Annotated in this window: 17 protein-coding genes; 6 read left to right on the top strand and 11 right to left on the bottom strand. The window is 55.9% G+C overall.

What is annotated here, in order from left to right:
• Positions 1-58 precede the first annotated feature (58 nt).
• From PUZ33_RS06940 to PUZ33_RS06965, 6 genes are all read left to right on the top strand, one after another.
• Positions 59-784: a MerR family transcriptional regulator gene (locus PUZ33_RS06940; RefSeq protein ID WP_020686466.1), complete on the top strand. Its 726-nt coding sequence runs from the start codon at positions 59-61 to the stop codon at positions 782-784.
• A gap of 99 nt (positions 785-883) precedes the next feature.
• Positions 884-1,294 (top strand): hydroxyisourate hydrolase, encoded by a 411-nt coding sequence (gene uraH, locus PUZ33_RS06945; protein ID WP_047023317.1) that lies wholly within the window; start codon positions 884-886, stop codon positions 1,292-1,294.
• Positions 1,295-1,396: 102 nt separating this feature from the next.
• Positions 1,397-2,356: a YbgA family protein gene (locus PUZ33_RS06950; protein ID WP_029881877.1), complete on the top strand. Its 960-nt coding sequence runs from the start codon at positions 1,397-1,399 to the stop codon at positions 2,354-2,356.
• A 145-nt stretch (positions 2,357-2,501) separates the two neighbouring features.
• Positions 2,502-3,590: an AAA family ATPase gene (locus PUZ33_RS06955; protein WP_252107601.1), complete on the top strand. Its 1,089-nt coding sequence runs from the start codon at positions 2,502-2,504 to the stop codon at positions 3,588-3,590.
• A gap of 114 nt (positions 3,591-3,704) precedes the next feature.
• Complete coding sequence (locus PUZ33_RS06960; protein WP_013094853.1) at positions 3,705-4,436, top strand: carbonic anhydrase; 732 nt, start codon at positions 3,705-3,707, stop codon at positions 4,434-4,436.
• 172 nt (positions 4,437-4,608) lie between these two features.
• Positions 4,609-5,412, top strand: a complete 804-nt coding sequence (locus PUZ33_RS06965) for a DUF4225 domain-containing protein (protein ID WP_058681586.1) — start codon at positions 4,609-4,611, stop codon at positions 5,410-5,412.
• Here PUZ33_RS06965 and PUZ33_RS06970 read toward each other — a convergent pair.
• The 11 genes from PUZ33_RS06970 to PUZ33_RS07020 form a co-directional block, all read right to left on the bottom strand.
• Positions 5,390-5,719, bottom strand: coding sequence for a hypothetical protein (locus tag PUZ33_RS06970; RefSeq protein ID WP_023621569.1), 330 nt, complete (start codon positions 5,717-5,719; stop codon positions 5,390-5,392). The genes PUZ33_RS06965 and PUZ33_RS06970 overlap by 23 nt on opposite strands.
• 125 nt (positions 5,720-5,844) lie before the next feature.
• Positions 5,845-6,831: a GlxA family transcriptional regulator gene (locus tag PUZ33_RS06975; protein WP_058681585.1), complete on the bottom strand. Its 987-nt coding sequence runs from the start codon at positions 6,829-6,831 to the stop codon at positions 5,845-5,847.
• A 25-nt stretch (positions 6,832-6,856) separates the two neighbouring features.
• The gene (locus tag PUZ33_RS06980; protein ID WP_058681584.1) at positions 6,857-7,636 is read right to left on the bottom strand and encodes an MBL fold metallo-hydrolase; all 780 of its coding nucleotides are present in this window, start codon (positions 7,634-7,636) and stop codon (positions 6,857-6,859) included.
• An 89-nt stretch (positions 7,637-7,725) separates the two neighbouring features.
• A complete protein-coding gene (locus PUZ33_RS06985) occupies positions 7,726-8,976 on the bottom strand; it encodes an HlyD family secretion protein (protein WP_013094850.1) in 1,251 nt (416 codons plus the stop codon).
• A 6-nt stretch (positions 8,977-8,982) separates the two neighbouring features.
• On the bottom strand, positions 8,983-9,732 hold the full coding sequence (locus PUZ33_RS06990; protein ID WP_058681583.1) for a hypothetical protein: 750 nt from the start codon (positions 9,730-9,732) through the stop codon (positions 8,983-8,985).
• A complete protein-coding gene (locus tag PUZ33_RS06995) occupies positions 9,729-11,825 on the bottom strand; it encodes a peptidase domain-containing ABC transporter (RefSeq protein WP_062676532.1) in 2,097 nt (698 codons plus the stop codon). The genes PUZ33_RS06990 and PUZ33_RS06995 overlap by 4 nt, the downstream gene beginning before the upstream one ends.
• Positions 11,826-11,889: 64 nt before the next feature.
• The gene (locus PUZ33_RS07000) at positions 11,890-12,075 is read right to left on the bottom strand and encodes a hypothetical protein (protein WP_013094847.1); all 186 of its coding nucleotides are present in this window, start codon (positions 12,073-12,075) and stop codon (positions 11,890-11,892) included.
• A gap of 22 nt (positions 12,076-12,097) precedes the next feature.
• Positions 12,098-12,292 (bottom strand): hypothetical protein, encoded by a 195-nt coding sequence (locus PUZ33_RS07005; RefSeq protein WP_013094846.1) that lies wholly within the window; start codon positions 12,290-12,292, stop codon positions 12,098-12,100.
• 72 nt (positions 12,293-12,364) lie between these two features.
• Entirely contained in the window at positions 12,365-13,018 is a 654-nt protein-coding gene (locus tag PUZ33_RS07010; RefSeq protein ID WP_062676531.1) for a hypothetical protein, read from the bottom strand.
• 6 nt (positions 13,019-13,024) lie between these two features.
• Positions 13,025-14,623 carry a hypothetical protein gene (locus PUZ33_RS07015; RefSeq protein WP_023620607.1) on the bottom strand — a complete coding sequence of 533 codons (1,599 nt, stop codon included), beginning with the start codon at positions 14,621-14,623 and terminating at the stop codon, positions 13,025-13,027.
• Positions 14,601-17,195, bottom strand: coding sequence for a CS1-pili formation C-terminal domain-containing protein (locus tag PUZ33_RS07020; protein ID WP_013094843.1), 2,595 nt, complete (start codon positions 17,193-17,195; stop codon positions 14,601-14,603). Before PUZ33_RS07020 ends, PUZ33_RS07015 begins: the two co-directional genes overlap by 23 nt.

A 17,195-nucleotide genomic window follows, 5' to 3' on the forward strand; every position in this document is an offset into this window, starting at 1 on the left:
ATCCCGTTCTGAAAAATTCGTAGTATATTGAGAGTATTCCTCCACTCTGGACATGGGCATGGCTTACTCCATCGGCGAATTCGCCAGACTTAGCGGCATCACCGCCACCACGCTGCGGGCGTGGCAGCGTCGTTATGGTTTACTCAAGCCACAGCGCACGGAGGGCGGCCACCGCCAGTACAGCGATGAAGACGTTCAGCAGGCGCTGAAAATCCTCGACTGGGTGAAAAAAGGCGTGCCCATTGGCCAGGTAAAACCCCTGCTTGAGCGCCCTGTACCCCGCCGGACCAACAACTGGCAAACGCTACAGCAGAACATGCTGGAACGCCTGCAGGGGGGCAAAATCGAGTCCCTGCGCCAGATGATTTACGACGCGGGCCGCGAATACCCCAGACCTGAGCTGGTGACCAACGTGCTGCGTCCGCTGCGCAGCCAGGTGTCCGCCAACGTCGCCGCCGCCATGACCCTGCGCGCGATCCTCGACGGCATCCTCATCGCCTACACCTCGTTTTGCCTCGAAGGCGATAAAAAAGCGCCGGGCGATAACATTCTGCTCAGCGGCTGGTACCTGAACGACCCGTGTGAAATCTGGCTCGAAGCCTTGTCGCGGACCGGTCAGGGTCACCGCATCGACGTATTACCCACGCCCCCTGCCACGCTGGCACCGGAGATATTTCCCGATCGCAAATGGTTGCTGGTCACCAGCGGTAAACTGACCGCCGCGCGGAAAAAACAGGTGGCGCAGTGGCAGCAGCAGCTTTCCCTTGAGGTCATTATCCTCTAATGATTTTCTCCTGCGGGAATCTTCACGAAAAGTTGAATATTTTTCCGCGCCGCAGATGCTAACGTTTTCCTGTGACTGACAACTTCACAGGAAAACAACATGAAAAAAACTGCCCCTCTGCTGATCCTGGCCTCCATGGCTTTTGCCCCTGCCGCCTTTAGTGCCCCTGCCGGCACGCTGAGCGTACACGTTCTCGACCAGCAAACCGGCATGCCGCCATCGGATGTCACCGTTACCCTGGAAAAGCAGCAGCAGGACAAATGGATCCCGGTTGCCAGCGGCAAAACTGACCATGACGGACGTATCAAATCGCTCTATCCCCAGGAACAGGACATGCAGCCTGGCGTGTATAAAGTGACCTTCAAAACCGCAGACTATTTCCACGCTAAAAAGCTGGATACATTCTTCCCGGAAGTACCGGTGCTGTTTACCGTCACCCGGACCAACGAGAAACTGCACATTCCACTTCTGCTGAGTCAGTACGGTTATTCAACCTACAAGGGCAGTTAAAACCTGTTGATTTTAAACGGCAATAAAAAATACCTCCGCCAATACTTGGACAAATAAGCAAGATTGTGTAAGTTTTAAGTATTGGCTCTGGAGGAACATACCATGACAACGAAACCTGTGCTGGGTATTAGCGGCTGCTTGACCGGGTCCGCCGTTCGCTTTGACGGCGGGCATAAGCGTATGGGTTTCGTCATGGATGAGCTGGCCCAGTGGGTGAATTTCCGACCCGTTTGCCCCGAAATGGCCATCGGCCTGCCCACGCCACGCCCTGCGCTGCGTTTGATCATGACGACCGGCGGTGACACGCAGATGCGTTTTAGCCATCCGCCGCATGATGACGTCACGCAGAAAATGGCCGACTTTACGGCCAGCTATCTGCCTAAGATCGGCGATCTCGCCGGGTTTATCGTCTGTGCAAAATCCCCCAGCTGTGGCATGGAACGCGTGCGCGTGTACGATGAAAACGGCAACCGGGGCCGCAAGGAGGGCGTCGGGCTGTTCACCGCCGCGCTCCTTGAAACCTGGCCGTGGCTGCCCGTAGAAGAGGATGGCCGTCTGCACGACCCGGTGCTGCGGGAAAACTTCGTCGAGCGCGTTTTTGCGCTGCACGAACTGAACACGCTGCGTAAAAACGGCCTGACGCGCCGCGCGCTGCTGGATTTTCACAGCCGCTACAAACTGCAGCTTCTGGCACACCATCAGGCGGGTTACCGTGAGATTGGTCCGTTTGTCGCCTCGCTGCATGAATGGGACGATCTGGACGCGTTCTTCGAGGCGTACCGCGAAAAACTGATGACCATCCTGAAAAAGCCCGCCTCGCGGAAAAATCACACCAACGTGCTGATGCATATTCAGGGCTATTTTCGCAATCAGCTTAACAGCCGCCAGCGGGGTGAGCTTCGTGACGTGATCCTGCATTACCGCGAAGGGCTTCTGCCCATTCTTGCGCCGATCACGCTGCTAAAACATTACCTTGCCGAATACCCGGATCAGTATCTCATGACGCAAAACTACTTTGATCCCTATCCTGATGATTTGGGTCTGCGTCTGGCCGTTAAATAATCAATAAGGCGAAGGCCCCCATTGACCCTCAGGGGCCCGAAGCAGTAGCCCGTTTAGACGACATCCTCACTGTCGTCTCTTTTTTGCATTTCGCCTGAAAGGCTGTAAATATATACAGGTTATAACGCAAAAAAGGGATCGGCCTGTGATTAACACCCTGCACATTCAAAACTACCGCTCAATTCGCGATATGTCGCTGGAGCTGGAACAGCTCAACATTGTCTTCGGCCCGAATGGCACCGGAAAATCAAATATTTACAAGGCGATCCACCTGATGCACAGCGCCGCGCAGGGGCAGTTTTCTCAGGCTCTGGCGAATGAAGGCGGGATTTTAAAAGTGTCCTGGGCGGGTAAAACCCGCAGCGACCAGCTGCGACGGATGAACCTGGCGGTAGAAACCGAAACCTACGAATACGAGCTGCAGGTAGGCTTTGTTGAGAAGCTGCCCTATCCCTCGCAGTTTCAGCTCGATCCGGTGATCAAGGAAGAGTCGCTCTGGCTGAGCGGCCAGCACCGCCGCCCGTCGGCACAGCTGATGAAGCGCAGAAATCAGGCGGTTTTCCTGAATAACGTCCATCACGAGAAAGTGACCCACAGCGGCACGCTGTACGAGAACGAATCGGTATTCGGACAGCTCGGCGAACCGCACCTTTACCCGGAAGTGTCGCAGATGCGCGAGTCCCTGCGTAACTGGCGATTTTATCATGAGTTTTCCGTTGCAAGCGGCTCCATGATGCGTGCCCCGCAGGTGGGTTTCCGCTCTCCGGTGCTGGCGAGCGACGGCGCCAACCTCGCGGCGGCGTTTCAGACCATTGTCGAGATTGGCGATGAACTGCTGCTGATGCGCATTCTTGACCAGGCTTTCCCCGGCTGCGTGTTTTACAGCGACAACACCGGCGGACGTTTTCGCATGATGATGCAGCGCGAGGGCTTAAGCCGCCCGCTGGAACCGGCGGAGTTCTCTGACGGCACGCTGCGTTTTTTATGCCTGGCGGTGGCACTGTTAAGCCCGCGCCCACCGGCGTTTATCGCCCTCAACGAACCGGAAAACAGCCTGCATCCGCAGATGCTGCCCGCGCTGGCAAGCCTGATTGCCGAGGCCAGCCGCTACTCGCAGATCTGGCTCACCAGCCACTCGCCGGAGCTGGCGACGTTGATTGAGAAGCACCGATCGTTTTCGCTGTATCAGCTGTCAATGACGGAGGGAGAGACGAAGATGGAGAAGCTGGGGTAAGAAGGGCTTTCATTTTCTTTAACGCAAATAACCACAATATAAGACGGGTCTTTTGGAAAAGAGTACAATGCCATCAGTATATTAACGCGCATTTCTTATTCTGAGAGACACAACATGAAACACATTCTGACCGCATCCTTATTCGCCTTATCTGCCTCTGTGTTTGCGGGGTCTGCCCCACACTGGACGTATGAAGGCAAGAGTGGTCCGGAAAACTGGGGCGAGCTCAGCGACGAGTTTGCCACCTGCAAGACCGGGAAATTCCAGTCGCCCATCGATATCCGTAACGCCTATAACGCCACGCTGCCGCCGCTGGAGATGAATTTCCATACCGCCGCCGAAAAGCTGGTGAACAACGGCCACACCCTGCAGGTGACCGCCAGCGACGAAGATGAATTCCGTCTGGACGATCAGATCTTTACCCTGCGCCAGTACCATTTCCACACCCCGAGCGAAAACCGGATCAACGGTAAATCCTTCCCGCTGGAAGCGCACTTTGTTCATGCCAGCAAAGAGGGCGACGTCGCGGTGCTTGCCGTTATGTTTGAGGTCGGCCCGGAAAACAGCGCACTCAACCCGCTGCTGGCGCGCCTTCCGAAGGAAAAGGACCACGAAATCTCGATTGATAAACACCTCGATCTTCGTCCGCTGTTCCCGGCTGACCTGCACTACTATCGCTTCAGCGGCTCGCTGACCACCCCACCGTGCACCGAAGGGCTGCGCTGGCTGGTGATGAAAAACACCGTCACCCTGTCAGAAAAGCAGCTGGAGATGTTTAAGCAAGCGCTTGAGCACAGCAATAACCGTCCGCTTCAGCCGCTGAACGGCCGCGTGATTGTTCAGTAAAGCCGTGTGACGTATAAAATATCCCGCCGTACTGGCGGGATAATCACATAACACTTTCCGCAATCATGCACCTTCGCAACGCTCAGTTCGCAATACAATTTTCAATTTAAGATTGCCTGTTTATGCTGGAAGGATAATCTGTAAATGTTGGTTATCAGACGAGAAAAATAAAATGGATATTGCCCTTTTCCCTGGTCAAAATGCCCGAGCATGGACTGAAACAATGATTAATCTTGAAGCCAGGAAGCTTATCAATACTGCGAATATTGTTGGTGGGCAGCATCTCAGCGACGGTCTCGCACGAATCAAATTTATGGACGATATCCGGCAGTTTGTCATGCAACAATTTAGCGCAACCCGGGCGGCCAAAAGTGACGAAGAATGCATGGCGTGCCTGAAAAACATCCGAGCAGAGAACGAAAGCCTTCTTGATCAAAGCAGAATGCTTCGCTCCCGTACCGCTCAGATATATGCTCAGGTGGAACTGGTTAAAGAAAATAATAAAGTCGTCGGTTACGTGATCTCATCGATTAAGGTTGTGCTTGCCGGATTGCAAGTTGTTGCAGGTGTCGGTGCCATGATGACAATGAATCCCGTGGGTGCGCTTGCTGGCGCGATTTTGGTTTTGGATGGTGCAAATGCCATCTCAAAAGAAATTAACAGAACACTTCAGCATCAGCCAAACTCAGAAGGTATGCTGGCCGATGGCGTAATGGGCTTCGCTCAGTTTATGGGTTTTAAACGTGAATCAGCACTGGGAATGATCAACAGCGTAAGCCTGGCAGCAAGCGTCTATACGGTATTTGGTGCCATACGAAAACCAGAATCCTGGCGTCTTTTCCGATATCTCCCGCTCGATTTTTACCGCAAAGTCGATAGAATGAATCGCGCAGTGCTCACCATGAAAATTGTCGGCTGGGGTGTCTCTGCAAAAGTCTCTTTTGATTTAATTTCTAACGCGTCTGACCAGAACTAATGTATTTTTTCCTGTAGCGCCAGGCTTTGTAGGTAATGATCGGGGGTTGAAAAAACCATACAATCATCAACACGATGAATAGAGAAATGCCCCCGGAAATAACATTGTACTGTTCAGCAAAGAAAAGAAGCGCCAGGAAAATCAGAGCCACCGCTGCCGTAATACACAGTACCATGATGAAACGCTTACCTAACTCAAGCACGACCTCGAGCAAGGATGAACCATAACGACTAATATTCCGGTTCAGATACGCTAATTCTCTACCGGTAAAACCTGCGTCAAGTAACTGCGTTTCAATATTGGACATGCCACTACCTTTTCTTCTGGAAAGTAACGTGGAATATATTAACCGGAAGAGATGGGTCTTGTAACCAGCCTGATGCACAGGCATTCACAGACAGCTTAAGTGACAAAGATGCCTCCCACGCCTATTTATTCCATCGCAACAGCATTATTTTTTGCTACAGACGGCTGAATACGAAACGTCTTGCGCCACTCCGTCGGGCTGACGCCAAAACGCGCCTTAAACTGTTGTCGCCAGGTCACCGCAGAGTTAAACCCCACCAGCTCGGCCACGCGTTCAACCGGCATATTGCCAGCTTCCAGTAAGATCTGGCTGCGCCGCAGGCGCTCGGCGGTGAGCCAGTCGGCCACGGTCATGCCGGTGGCGTTGACAAAATGGCGGGTCAGCGTGCGGCGGCTCATCGAAACCACCTTTGCCAGCGAGTCGAGATTATGCGGCTCGGTAATGTGTTGCTGCAGGTAGTCGATCAGGCCGTTAATCCGCGCGTCGCGGGTGTCCTTCGGCACCGGCTGGGCAATAAACTGCGCCTGTCCGCCTTCGCGGTGCGGCGGCACAATCATCCGGCGGGCGATCTGGTTGGCGACCACGCTGCCGAAGCGCTGGCGGATGATGTACAGACAGCAGTCCAGCGCGGCGGCGGTCCCGGCGGAGGTGATGATATTGTCGTCATCCACGTAGAGGGCGTTGATATCAAGCTGGACGCGCGGAAAAAGCGACTGGAAGTGATGTTCAAACTCCCAGTGGGTGGCCGCGCGCTTGCCGTCGAGAATGCCCGCATACGCCAGCACAAACGACCCCAGACATAGCCCGACGATTTCCGCGCCGTTGTCTCTTGCCTGCACCAGGCTGTCGAGCAGCGCCTGAGGCGGGCGATCCAGCACGTGCTGCCAGTAGGGCACCACCACAATATCCGCCTGCGCGATGGCTGAAAAATCCTGCGTCGCGTTAAGGGCAAAACCCTCTTTTGAGGTGAGAACGCCGGGTTTTTCGGCGCAGATCGTCACGTTAAAGCGCTTTTCGCCGGAAACCGCGTCGCCAAACAGAATACAGGGAACGGAGTAGTGGAACGGGCTAAACCCGTCCACCGCGACAATCGCGACGTTGATAAGTGGCATCTGTCTCTCCTTCCCTTTTTGGTGTTCAGAATATAATGGTTTCGCCGTCCTGGGGAATGCTCACCGCATCACCGATCTGGTTCGCTTCCACGTATTCCCGCAGCGCGCGGCGGCTCAGCAGGCAGTGGTTAATGGCTTCCATATGGACCGCCACAATTTTTGCCTGCGGCAGCAGGAAGTGAACGTTGAGCAGATCCTGTTCCCCCATAATGATGGGCCCGAAACCGATCACATGCGCGTATCCGGCATTAAGCACCACCACATCCGGCTGGTGTTTTTGCAGATCGGCCGCCACCGCATCACGCCAGACGGTATCGCCCGCGATGTAGAGCGTTTTCTCGTCGGGGTGGCGCAGAACCACACCGCAGGCTTCGCCCAGACGCTCTGCCAGCTCCGGCACCGCGTACGCGCGATCGGTACCATGCTGGCCGCCGTGGGTTTTCGCGATGCGGATATCACCAAAGGTGGTCTCGTCGGTCATGACCGTCAGGTTATGAAAACCCTGGCTTCGCAGCAGCGCGGCATCACGATCGTTTTGCACATAGATCGGTTTGTCTTTGGCGATCAGTTCCACCGCCGCGCGATCCCAGTGATCGTCATGGGTGTGGGTGACGATCACCGCATCAGCGTCCAGCAGCGTGCTGACGTCAACGGGCAGTTCAACCATTGGGTTACGGATCTCGGCCCGCGCCGTGCCGGGGAAACCGGGGTAAGCGTCTTTTGCGGCCAGCATCGGGTCGATCAAAAAGCGTTTACCGGCATATGTGATCAGTTGGGTAGCATTGCGAATATGAGTGATGTTCATGGGCTATTCTCCTGTGCGTGTGATAAGGAGAATAGCCCGCGACCCGGCGTTAGCCTGTGGGCTAATGGGCGATGAACGATGAAATCGGGTCAATCGATAAACCGTTTACGCACCCGCTCCAGCGGCGCAATCAGCAGATTGATAAGCGGTTTGCGATCGATAACGATATCGGCGTTAACCGTCATCCCGCCCATCAGCAGACGCTTTTTGTTGTCCGGATCGGTAAACCAGGAAGGCACCCGCACCTTGGCAAGATAGTAGTTCTGCCCCTCCTGCAGCGGGATAAGCGCCGAATGCGCATCAATATTCACCTCGTAAAAATCAGACAGGGTGGCCTCCACCGAGCCATATTTATCCACCGGCCAGGAGTCAAAGCGCAGCTTCACCTTATCCCCTTTCGCCACCCGGCCCACGCCCGTGGCTGGCACATAGAGGTACCCCTCCATCGACGCGGCGGTGTTTTTACGGATCACCACCACCACCTCGCTGTTTTGCGTAATGGCCCGGCCCGGCGGGAAGTTGATCGCTACCACGTAGCCATCGGCAGGGGCCAGCATGGCCATCGTAGAGCTGCCCCGGCTGGAGAGGTTGCGGTCAATTTCGCTGATCCGGTTTTTCACGTACAGCAGCTCCTGGCTCAGGGAGTCGATTTGCGACTGAGTGCTGTCGGTCAGGCTGGTTTTGCGCGCCTCCAGATCGAGGATACTGCTCTCCTCCAGCGTCAGGTTAAGCTGAGCGTTGAGCACGTCGTTGTGGCTTTTATCCAGATCGACCTTCGACACATAGCCTTTCCCGGATATCGCTTTCCACGCCTCATAGGTATCGGTGCTGTTTTTGAGCAACGCACGCAGCTTTTTCACTTTGTCGCGGGATACCACAATCTGCCGGTCGGCAATATCCAGCTGCTGCGCCAGGTTTTTCCGGTACGTAGCGATAGAATCTTCAATGGTCTGCACGCGCTGCTCGCTGCGCTTTTTCTCCGCCTCCATCTGCTGGCGATCGAACTGCACCACCGAGCCCTGCTTGCCGCCGTAGTCCTGCGACACGGTAAAAAGCGGGTCATTCTCTTTCACGTACTGGCCTGGACGTACGGCAAAATCCACGATGGTGCCGGACTCTCTGGCACGCACTTCCACATCCCCCTGGGCCGGGATCAGCACCCCGCGCGCCAGCGTGGTTTCCGAAAAGTTAAAGACGATCGAAAAGACCAGCAGACAGAGAAAAAAGGAGATAAACAGCGTTAACACGCCTTTCAGCCGCGGGGCGTTGATCTCGTAGCTCTTTGAAAAATGGTGCGGGATCAGCGCCCGACGTTGTCGGTTTCGGTTTCTTAATTTCACGACATGTCATCCATGATAAATCACTGAAAGATCGTCCCATGCACTCCAGAGCGTGGGGGTTTTACGCAACGCGTTCAGCGTGGCGATGGCGGCCTGACGGTACTCCGCAGGGGCATAGGTCTGGCTCTCCAGCGCAAATTCCGCCGAGTGCAGCGAACAGCCGGGCAGCAGCGTACGAATCACGTATCCGTAGCGCGTTAAAAAGCGCGTCGACACGTCCGTTAACCACGCTTTCTGGTCGCCCGCCTGGGTCATGAACAGCGGCGCATCCGGGAGGCGCTCATCCACCAGCAGCACGGTCACCAGCCGGTGCGGGGCGAAAAACGCCCCTGCCCGCCGCTCCTCGTGCGCCGCCATCAGCTTGTGCAGCGCGGGAAGGCGGGTAACAAACTGAAAGCGCACGTCGTCTGGCGCGGTGGCGAGCAGCGCATCCGCGATCAGGCCAAATCCGGCCCAGCGCATGCCCAGCAGCAGGGTGCGGGGCTGAGAATAGAAATCCTGCTCGCGGGTAAATGCAGCCACCCGGGCGTGGAGATCGAAACGCACGTTGCGCCGCCACAGCGCGGGCGGGAAGATCTGCTCGACAAAATGAAAGCCGCTCATCTCCAGGGCGTTCTGGCGCAGAAAATCGGGCGGGACGTCAGTCTCCGGGCAGCGCATAAACTGGCTGTAGTTTTGCGTGATCCGGCTTGCGAGCAGCGTGCGTCCGGCCTGCCGGGCGCAAAGTCGGGCGTAGAGACGGGGCAGAAACATCATTGCTCACTCTCCCGCAGCGTGCCGTTTTCCATGGTGTAGAGCCGTCCGTGACAGCCCACCACCTCCGGCGAGTGGGTGACAAATACCAGGCCAATCCCCAGACCACGCAGGTTCGCCAGCACCTTCTGCGCCGTGGTTTTATCGAGGTTTGCCGTCACTTCATCGCACAGCAGCAGCTTCGGCTGGCTGTACAGGGCGCGCGCCAGCACCAGACGCTGCATCTCGCCTGCGGAGAAAAAGGTATTTCCCGGCAGCAGCTCCGTTTCGTATCCGTGCGGCAGACGCGCAACCACGTGGTCAATCTCCGCCAGCCGGCAGGCAGCAATCACCCGCTCCTTGTCCGGCGCGCTATCAAAGCAGGAGAGGTTATCCAGAATAGAGCCGGTAAAGAGAATATCGTCCGCATGCACAATGCGAATATGCTGGCGCAAAGAGGAGAGATCGCACTCGGTGATCGGGATCGTATTGATCCGCAAACTGCCCGATGTGGAGAGCAACATCCCGGAGATCAGACGCAGCAGCGTGGTTTTCCCGGAGCCGCTCTGGCCGACAATCACCGCCTCTTCGCCCTGCTTCAGCGTCATGTTGATGTGCTGCAGGGTCGCCTCACGTCCCGGATAAGCAAAAGAGACATCCTCAAAGGCCAGACTGACGGGTGAAGTCACAATCTTCCGGCCAAACTGGCTGGCTTCAGAGGGGGCAAACAGCAGGTCGCCCACGCGATCCAGCGGCCCTTTCAGCGCATTTTTGTCCAGCAGCTTTTGCGCCACCTGTACCATCGCGTCGGAGAAATAGCGTTTGTAGCTGATGTAGGCGTAGAGCATCCCGATACTCATCTGCCCTTCCAGGATAAGCCACGCGCCGAAGCAGACCACCAGCAGCTGCTCGGCGTTGATCACCAGCAGCGAGGCAACATCAAAGCGGGCCAGCAGGCGCTCTTTGCGCATCAGCCCGGCTATGTGCTCACGCTGGGATTTATCCATCACCGCGTCCCGGGCCTGCTCCATGTTGTTGGCCTTCAGGGTAATGATCCCCTTCTGCGTCTCCACCAGCAGCGATTCATACTTTGCGGTGCGCTCGATGGAGTCGTCCACCGCGCGCTGGTAAGGGCCGATCAGCGAAAAGCGGATCAGGAAGAACACCCCCATCAGCAGCATCGTCAGCACGGCGATTTTCACGTTATACAGCAGCATAAACAGCAGGCTGGTGAAGGCGATCAAGCTGGAAAAGAGGATCTGCACATAGCCATTGCTGATGAACTCCGCACAGGCATGGAGCGATTTTTCAATCGCCAGCACAATGCCCGGCGGACGGCTGCGGAACCAGCCGATCTGGGTACGCAGCATATAGCGGCGAACCGACTGGCTGAGGTCGTCATAGGCGATGTTACGCATCAGGATCTCAAGCAGTTGCTTGAGGAACTTACCTATGACTTCAAAAATAAAGACGATAGCGAAAATGGCGGTGAGTAAGATCACCAGATCGTTGTCGTTGCGCGAGATGGCCTCATCCATGATCAGCTGCACGTAAGTGGGGCTGGCCAGCATGGTGATGAGGGTAAAAATCGAGAGCACAAACAGCAGCACCTGCCGCTGAAACAAGCTCGGGGATTTATTGGCCAGCCGCCCCAGCGTGAGCGTCTCGTCAGGGGATTTTTTGTCGAAGTGCGGCATCGGCTTCAGCTCCAGCACGTAGCCGGAAAAGAGTTTTTGCGCCTCCTTGAGGCTGTAGCGACGCACGCCGCTGGCCGGGTCGTGGACCGTTACGCTGCGCCCGTCAACCTTCACGATCACCACGAAATGATTGCCGCGCCAGAAGGCGATGAGCGGCAGTTCGGCACTTTCAATTTCAGTGATTTCGCCCTTGAGCACCCGGCCCGTCATATTTTTATCGCTGGCGAGGGTCATGAGTTCCGCCATCGAAGTGCCCGCGTCGGCAGAGACGGTAAGCTCCCTGCGCAGCTGGCTGACGGAGACGTGGTGTTCATAGTGCCCCAGCACCATCGCCAGGCAGGCCAGCCCACATTCGGTATATTCATGCTGGCGAATAACGGGTGTCTTACCCTTTTTTTTATACTGAAAAAGCGAAAACATAATTATCCGTGGCTGAAATAAAAAAATGGCCCGGCAAAGCGGGCCATAAGCATAGGTCGATAACTTATGCGCTGAAGAAGCCGCCGATGAAGCCGCCCACCAGGCCAAACACACCACCGATGGTGCCGCCCAGCGCGCCTAACATCTGGCTGCCTGCGTTATAGCCTGCGCTCGCGCCCTGAAGGGCAGCAGCAAACGGATCCCAGCCACCGATGATGGCCTGTGCTTTTTTGAAATCGATAACTTGCATGATTGTCTTCCTGTTCGTTGAATTAGTTGTAGCTGCCAACCAGCGCACCCAGGAAGCCCATTGCGCCCCCCAGAATTCCGCCAACCACGCCGCCTACCATGCCCATGATGCTTGCACCGGTGTCATAACCCAGCTGTGCACCTTTAACGAGGCCAGCGAATGGGTTTAATGCACCACCGATAATATCTTTCGCTTCTACGAATGAAATCGCTTTCATTTTATTCTCCTGTAGTTGTAAATCTTCAGCTTGCGCCAAAGGATAATTTCCTTTTATGAAGGAAAGCGGTTGTTACGGGCAGCGCGTAAGCGGGATGATTTTATTTCCATAAATAATCATCCGCCTTGCGGGCTGCGCGTAATTATCTATTTCCAGCCGTTGACCCGGTGGAAGATATTTTGAGTCATTATATTGTGAGCTACATCCCTGAGAAGAGACATATTTAAACCAGGTATTCCCGGTATTACTCACCACCCCGTTACTAAACGTATAATCAAAATGCCTTGTCCATGGTCGGACAATTAAAATAGCCTCAAGCGAAACCACCACATCCGACTGAATGCGTTGGCCTTTGCTCATCACAACCCGCGCCTGAAGCGGCGTCTCGGTGAATTTAACGCGATAATAGCGTTCTTTGCTGTCGTGCGGACCGGTATAATAAAACTTAAATCCGGCCCGCTCGCCACTCTCCAGAGTTAACTGTTTTGGCGAGAACATCACCTCGCCATCTTTTATTTCAGTCTCTTTCCCGTGTTCTTTTTGGACATCAACCTGAATAAGCGAAACAGTATAATTCTGTCGTACGCTGGTATCGTTTTTTATTGGCTGAAAAACAACTTCTTTTTCAGGTAGAAAATCAATATTTAGATTTTCAATAATTAAAGCATTTGCGTTTGCAGAAATGAAGCAATTTATTGCGAAAATAGCCAGGAATTTTCCAGTCATACACGTTTAATTCCAGGATGCACTGACATCAATTCGACCCTGAGCCGTCACTTCACCAAACCACGTATTACCGTCATAGGTGGTTTTCGATACCGGGTTGTTCATCACAAACTGCAATACCAGCGGGGTTTTCCACAGCCACATGTCCGTCACGCCTGAGCTTATCTTGTCCCACTCTTCCGCATGGGTGGCGGGTGCGGGAATGGACAGCGCCTCGCCTTTGCAGTTATGCGCCTTCAGCGTTTGGCTTTTGCCCAGCAGCACGTTACCGGGGACAGGCACCGTGAAGCCGTTACCGCTAAAGGCACAGTAGTCCACGCCGTTCAGACTCTGCGTCGGCCCGGTGACCTTCACCGTGACCGCAATCGCGGCATCTTTTTGCGCGCCGCTGTAGGTAATGGTGTAGGGGATCTCTATCGGCCCCTCGCCAATCGTGCCTTTCCCGGAACCGCCCAGGCCGTTAGGGTCGAGCGTGTAATCCGGGTTATCCGGCACGATCGCAAGGCCTGGCTGGATAGGGTCAATCACCAGCCCGCCCCCCGGCTGGAAGCAGAAATCCGCCGCCAGCGAGCTGTTACCCGGCGTCAGGCACAGGCTGACGATATTGCCGATGTTGTTGCCATCCCCCGCCTGCGCCACGCTCAAAATCAGCGCCTTCGGGAGGAAGATTTTCAGGTACGCCTTGCCGCCGTTTTTTTGCGGCGCAGCGAGGAAGGTATTCGCCAGCACGCGAGTGTCGCTCAGGATGCCGCCGGAGATGCTGTACCAGTTGCTCTCATCGAAGGTGATTTCCGCCGCCAGCCCCGTCCCCCCGTTCATGTGCGATTGCAGCACGCCGTTCACGCGGGACGAGGTCAGCGCCAGCCCCGGGTTGTAGCCGGTGATATCTTCCCCGACAAAGGTGTATTCCAGCAGTTCGCAAAGCACACCCGACACCGTATTGCGGGTGTATTTAGTACACGTCGCCCCGGTTGAACCATCCACAATGGTCACCTCGCCGCTGATCGGGTCAATGCCCAGATCCAGCGCCCGCGAGTTGGTCATGGTCAATGTGCCGACCTTATGCAGCGTGTTGGTGGTGGTGACCTTGCCGATAGAGGAGATCTGTGGCGTGGAAGTAATCGTCACCTCGTTGCCAGGTGCAGCATTGAGCAGATAATCAAAGAACGGATCCCCCAGCACCCAGCGGCCATAAGCGGTGCCCGGCTCAATGACCGGCGGTTTCACCACCATGGACGTGTCGGAATAGCTGGTCGTCGCGGTATAGCCCGTGGTACCACAGCTTGACGAACACGCGGTGCCCTTAAAGAACGGCGAGGCGCTGGAGCCTGTGACGCTGAAGTTGATGGTCAGCGGGCTGCCTGCCGGGCCGTTAAAACTGTTGTCCGGAATATAGGTGGCAATCCCGTTGTTGGTTTTCGCACTCAGGGTGGGCCACTCCCGCGAGCCGTGTAAAAACGCGGTGGAGGTGCTGTTCAGACTGAACAGCGCCGCCGTGTTGCCCGTCCCGTTGTTGTCCGGATTGTTGATCGCGAAATAGGGCATCTGCTGCGCCTGCGCCGCCGCGCTTAGCAGCAGCAGATTAAGAGCGAATATCTTTTTCATCGTCACGTTCCCGTGTTCCTTTTGCTTCCTGCCAGACGAAATCGCCTTTATCGCAGGAGATGTCCCCAAGCCACAGCGCGCCACGGTTGGACGCAATATCCAGACGCACCTCGCAGACGCTGTCGTCCGGCGTGGCAATGCTGAGCACCGGATTGTTCTTGTCCACGTCAATCACGAAGCGACCGTCGTTTTCGGTGCGGGTCAGACCCACGTGGTTTTTGATTTGCGTGGCGCTCACCGGGTTACCGTTGGCATCAACAAGGCGGCCAAACAGGGTGACGATTTTTTTCACCTGCGGCTTCATCACCACCGTGTTCCCCGGGTAAACCGTGATATGACGACGGGCATTTGCGCCAATGTCATAGCTTTCGGTGCCGGTTTCACTGTTCATGACCTCCAGGTCATAGGCCTGATAGGCCGGTAACGACAGCCAGGTTTTATCGCCCTTGATGCGCTCCGTGCGGCCGTTGAGCTTCAGCGTGAGCGACTCGTCGGACTTAAGCCCGGTACTGACGATCACCCCTGCGCTGTGGGTGCCTTTACCGGCCGCAACCGCCTCTTTCGACCAGCCCACGCTGCCGTCGCTGGTCAGCGTGGAGTTCCAGCCTTTGCTGGTGCCGCTCTGCACGCTCAGAATGTTGCTGTTCCACGGCGTGTCGAAGCTCACGCTGCCCCCGCCGCTCACGGTGCGATCCTGGTTGCTGCTGAAAGCTCGTGAAACGTTGGCGGTAACCGACTTCAGGTAATCTCCTTCGAACTGGCGGCTGGCGCTGACGTTAAGCGCCGTGCCGGTATCGCGGTTATGGGAAACGCCCACCGAGACGGTGTTACCCAGCGGGATCGAGAAATCGAGCATCACGTAGCGGTCTTTCTCTTCGTAATAGCCTTCGTATTTATTGCGCGACATCCCCACCCGCAGGCGCGCCGTACCATAACGACCGGCATACAGCCCCTGGGAGTAGTCAACCTGATAGCGTTTATAGCGGTATACGTCGTCTTCCTGTCGCATCAGGCTCAGGTTGCCGGCGGACGGCAGGCCAAACGACGGCAGGCTGAACGATGCCCCCCACGTGTTGCCTTTGTTTTCATAGATATCAAGGAACTTGCCGCTGGAGAGCTGCTCATGCGAGTACCAGACCGAACCGATATTCCACGGCAGGCTGACATTAGCCCCGTAGTTGGCGCGGTACGTTCCGTCAGAGGCGGCCATCGTCTGGGTATTCACCGAGAAGTACCCGGTCAGGTTCAGGGAGGCCCACAGTTCGCTGACCACGTGTTCGCGCATCATATAGCCGGAGGCGTTCCAGTCGACCATCCCGCTGCGCTTGCTGAAGGAGGCGCCGACCAGCGACATGGTGTCTTTATGTTTGGTGTCGTAATCGTAGTAGTAGCTGTTGTCCTGCTCGTTTTTCCGTTTGGCGTACTTCTTATAGTTGACGACGGATTTGTCGCGGCTATAAATCCCGCCCCACGTCTGCCAGCGCAGCGATTCCGACACGTTGTTAGTGAAAGGTTTGTTCACCGTGTACATGCTCCGTGACACGGTGCGGCTGCCGCTGACCACCTCGACTTCCACGCTGTAAATCCCGTAGGGCAGCGCGCTGGTGTCGATTTCGTGGTTACCCACGTCAAAGCGTTGAATACCAATAAGCTGGCCGTCACGACGAATGCGGGCTTCTCCGGCGGTCGGGAAATAGACCACGATCGGCGTCAGGGAGAGGGTATTGTCCCGCTTACGCGAGTTGGCCTGGTTCCCCACGGAGACGCCGTACACCTCTCCGCCGGAGATCCCGCTGACGCTGGCAAGAGACTGCATCGCCCAGCCGTTCAACATCCCGGCGGCGTAGCGCATGCCCTGATAGTCACGTTCCCACATCACCGCGTTCATCTGGGTGTCGCTGCTGTTCTCGTTAACGTAGCCCGAGCCATCGACCAGCAGGTGATCGACCCCCATCGAGACCCAGCTTTTGGCGTTGAGATAGCCGGATGACCAGCTGTCGCCGTAGCCGCTCTCGGTGTGATACGCCCCCAGGTTATAGGAGAGCGTGCCGCTCAGATCGTCTGATTCAGGGGCATCGATATCCACCTCACGCGGACGAATATTGACCCCGTAGTCACGTTGGGAGAGGTTCAGCAGCAGGCGCATTTTTTTCTGATCCAGCTCGAACGCCGACCCGGCGCTCACCGGAATACGCATATGGTCGTCAAACTGCTTGCCGTTGATGCTTTGCAGCAGCGTCCGCATCTCTTTTGACAGGCGAATACCGTTGTCTGACTCCTGGACCTGGACATCGCGCAGCCCGAGCTGCCGGTCTTCTGCGTAGATCGTTACGTCGCCAATACGGACATACTCGCTCACGTCACCGGTGCTACCCGCCTGTTGCGCTGCACCCGGGCGGGTATTGACCAGATAAACGGGGATTTTGATCCCCTGCTCCAGCAGGGCATAGAGCGAGTCGGGAAAACGGTAATTAGCGATAACCACGGAGCTGGAGGCCGCATGCGCATACGCGGGCAAGAGGCCGGATGTGCACGCCATCATCACCGGCAACACTAATTTATTTTTCACCAT

Origin of the sequence: Enterobacter cloacae complex sp. 2022EL-00981 (assembly GCF_028737495.1) — a bacterium.
Taxonomy (GTDB): domain Bacteria; phylum Pseudomonadota; class Gammaproteobacteria; order Enterobacterales; family Enterobacteriaceae; genus Enterobacter; species Enterobacter cloacae.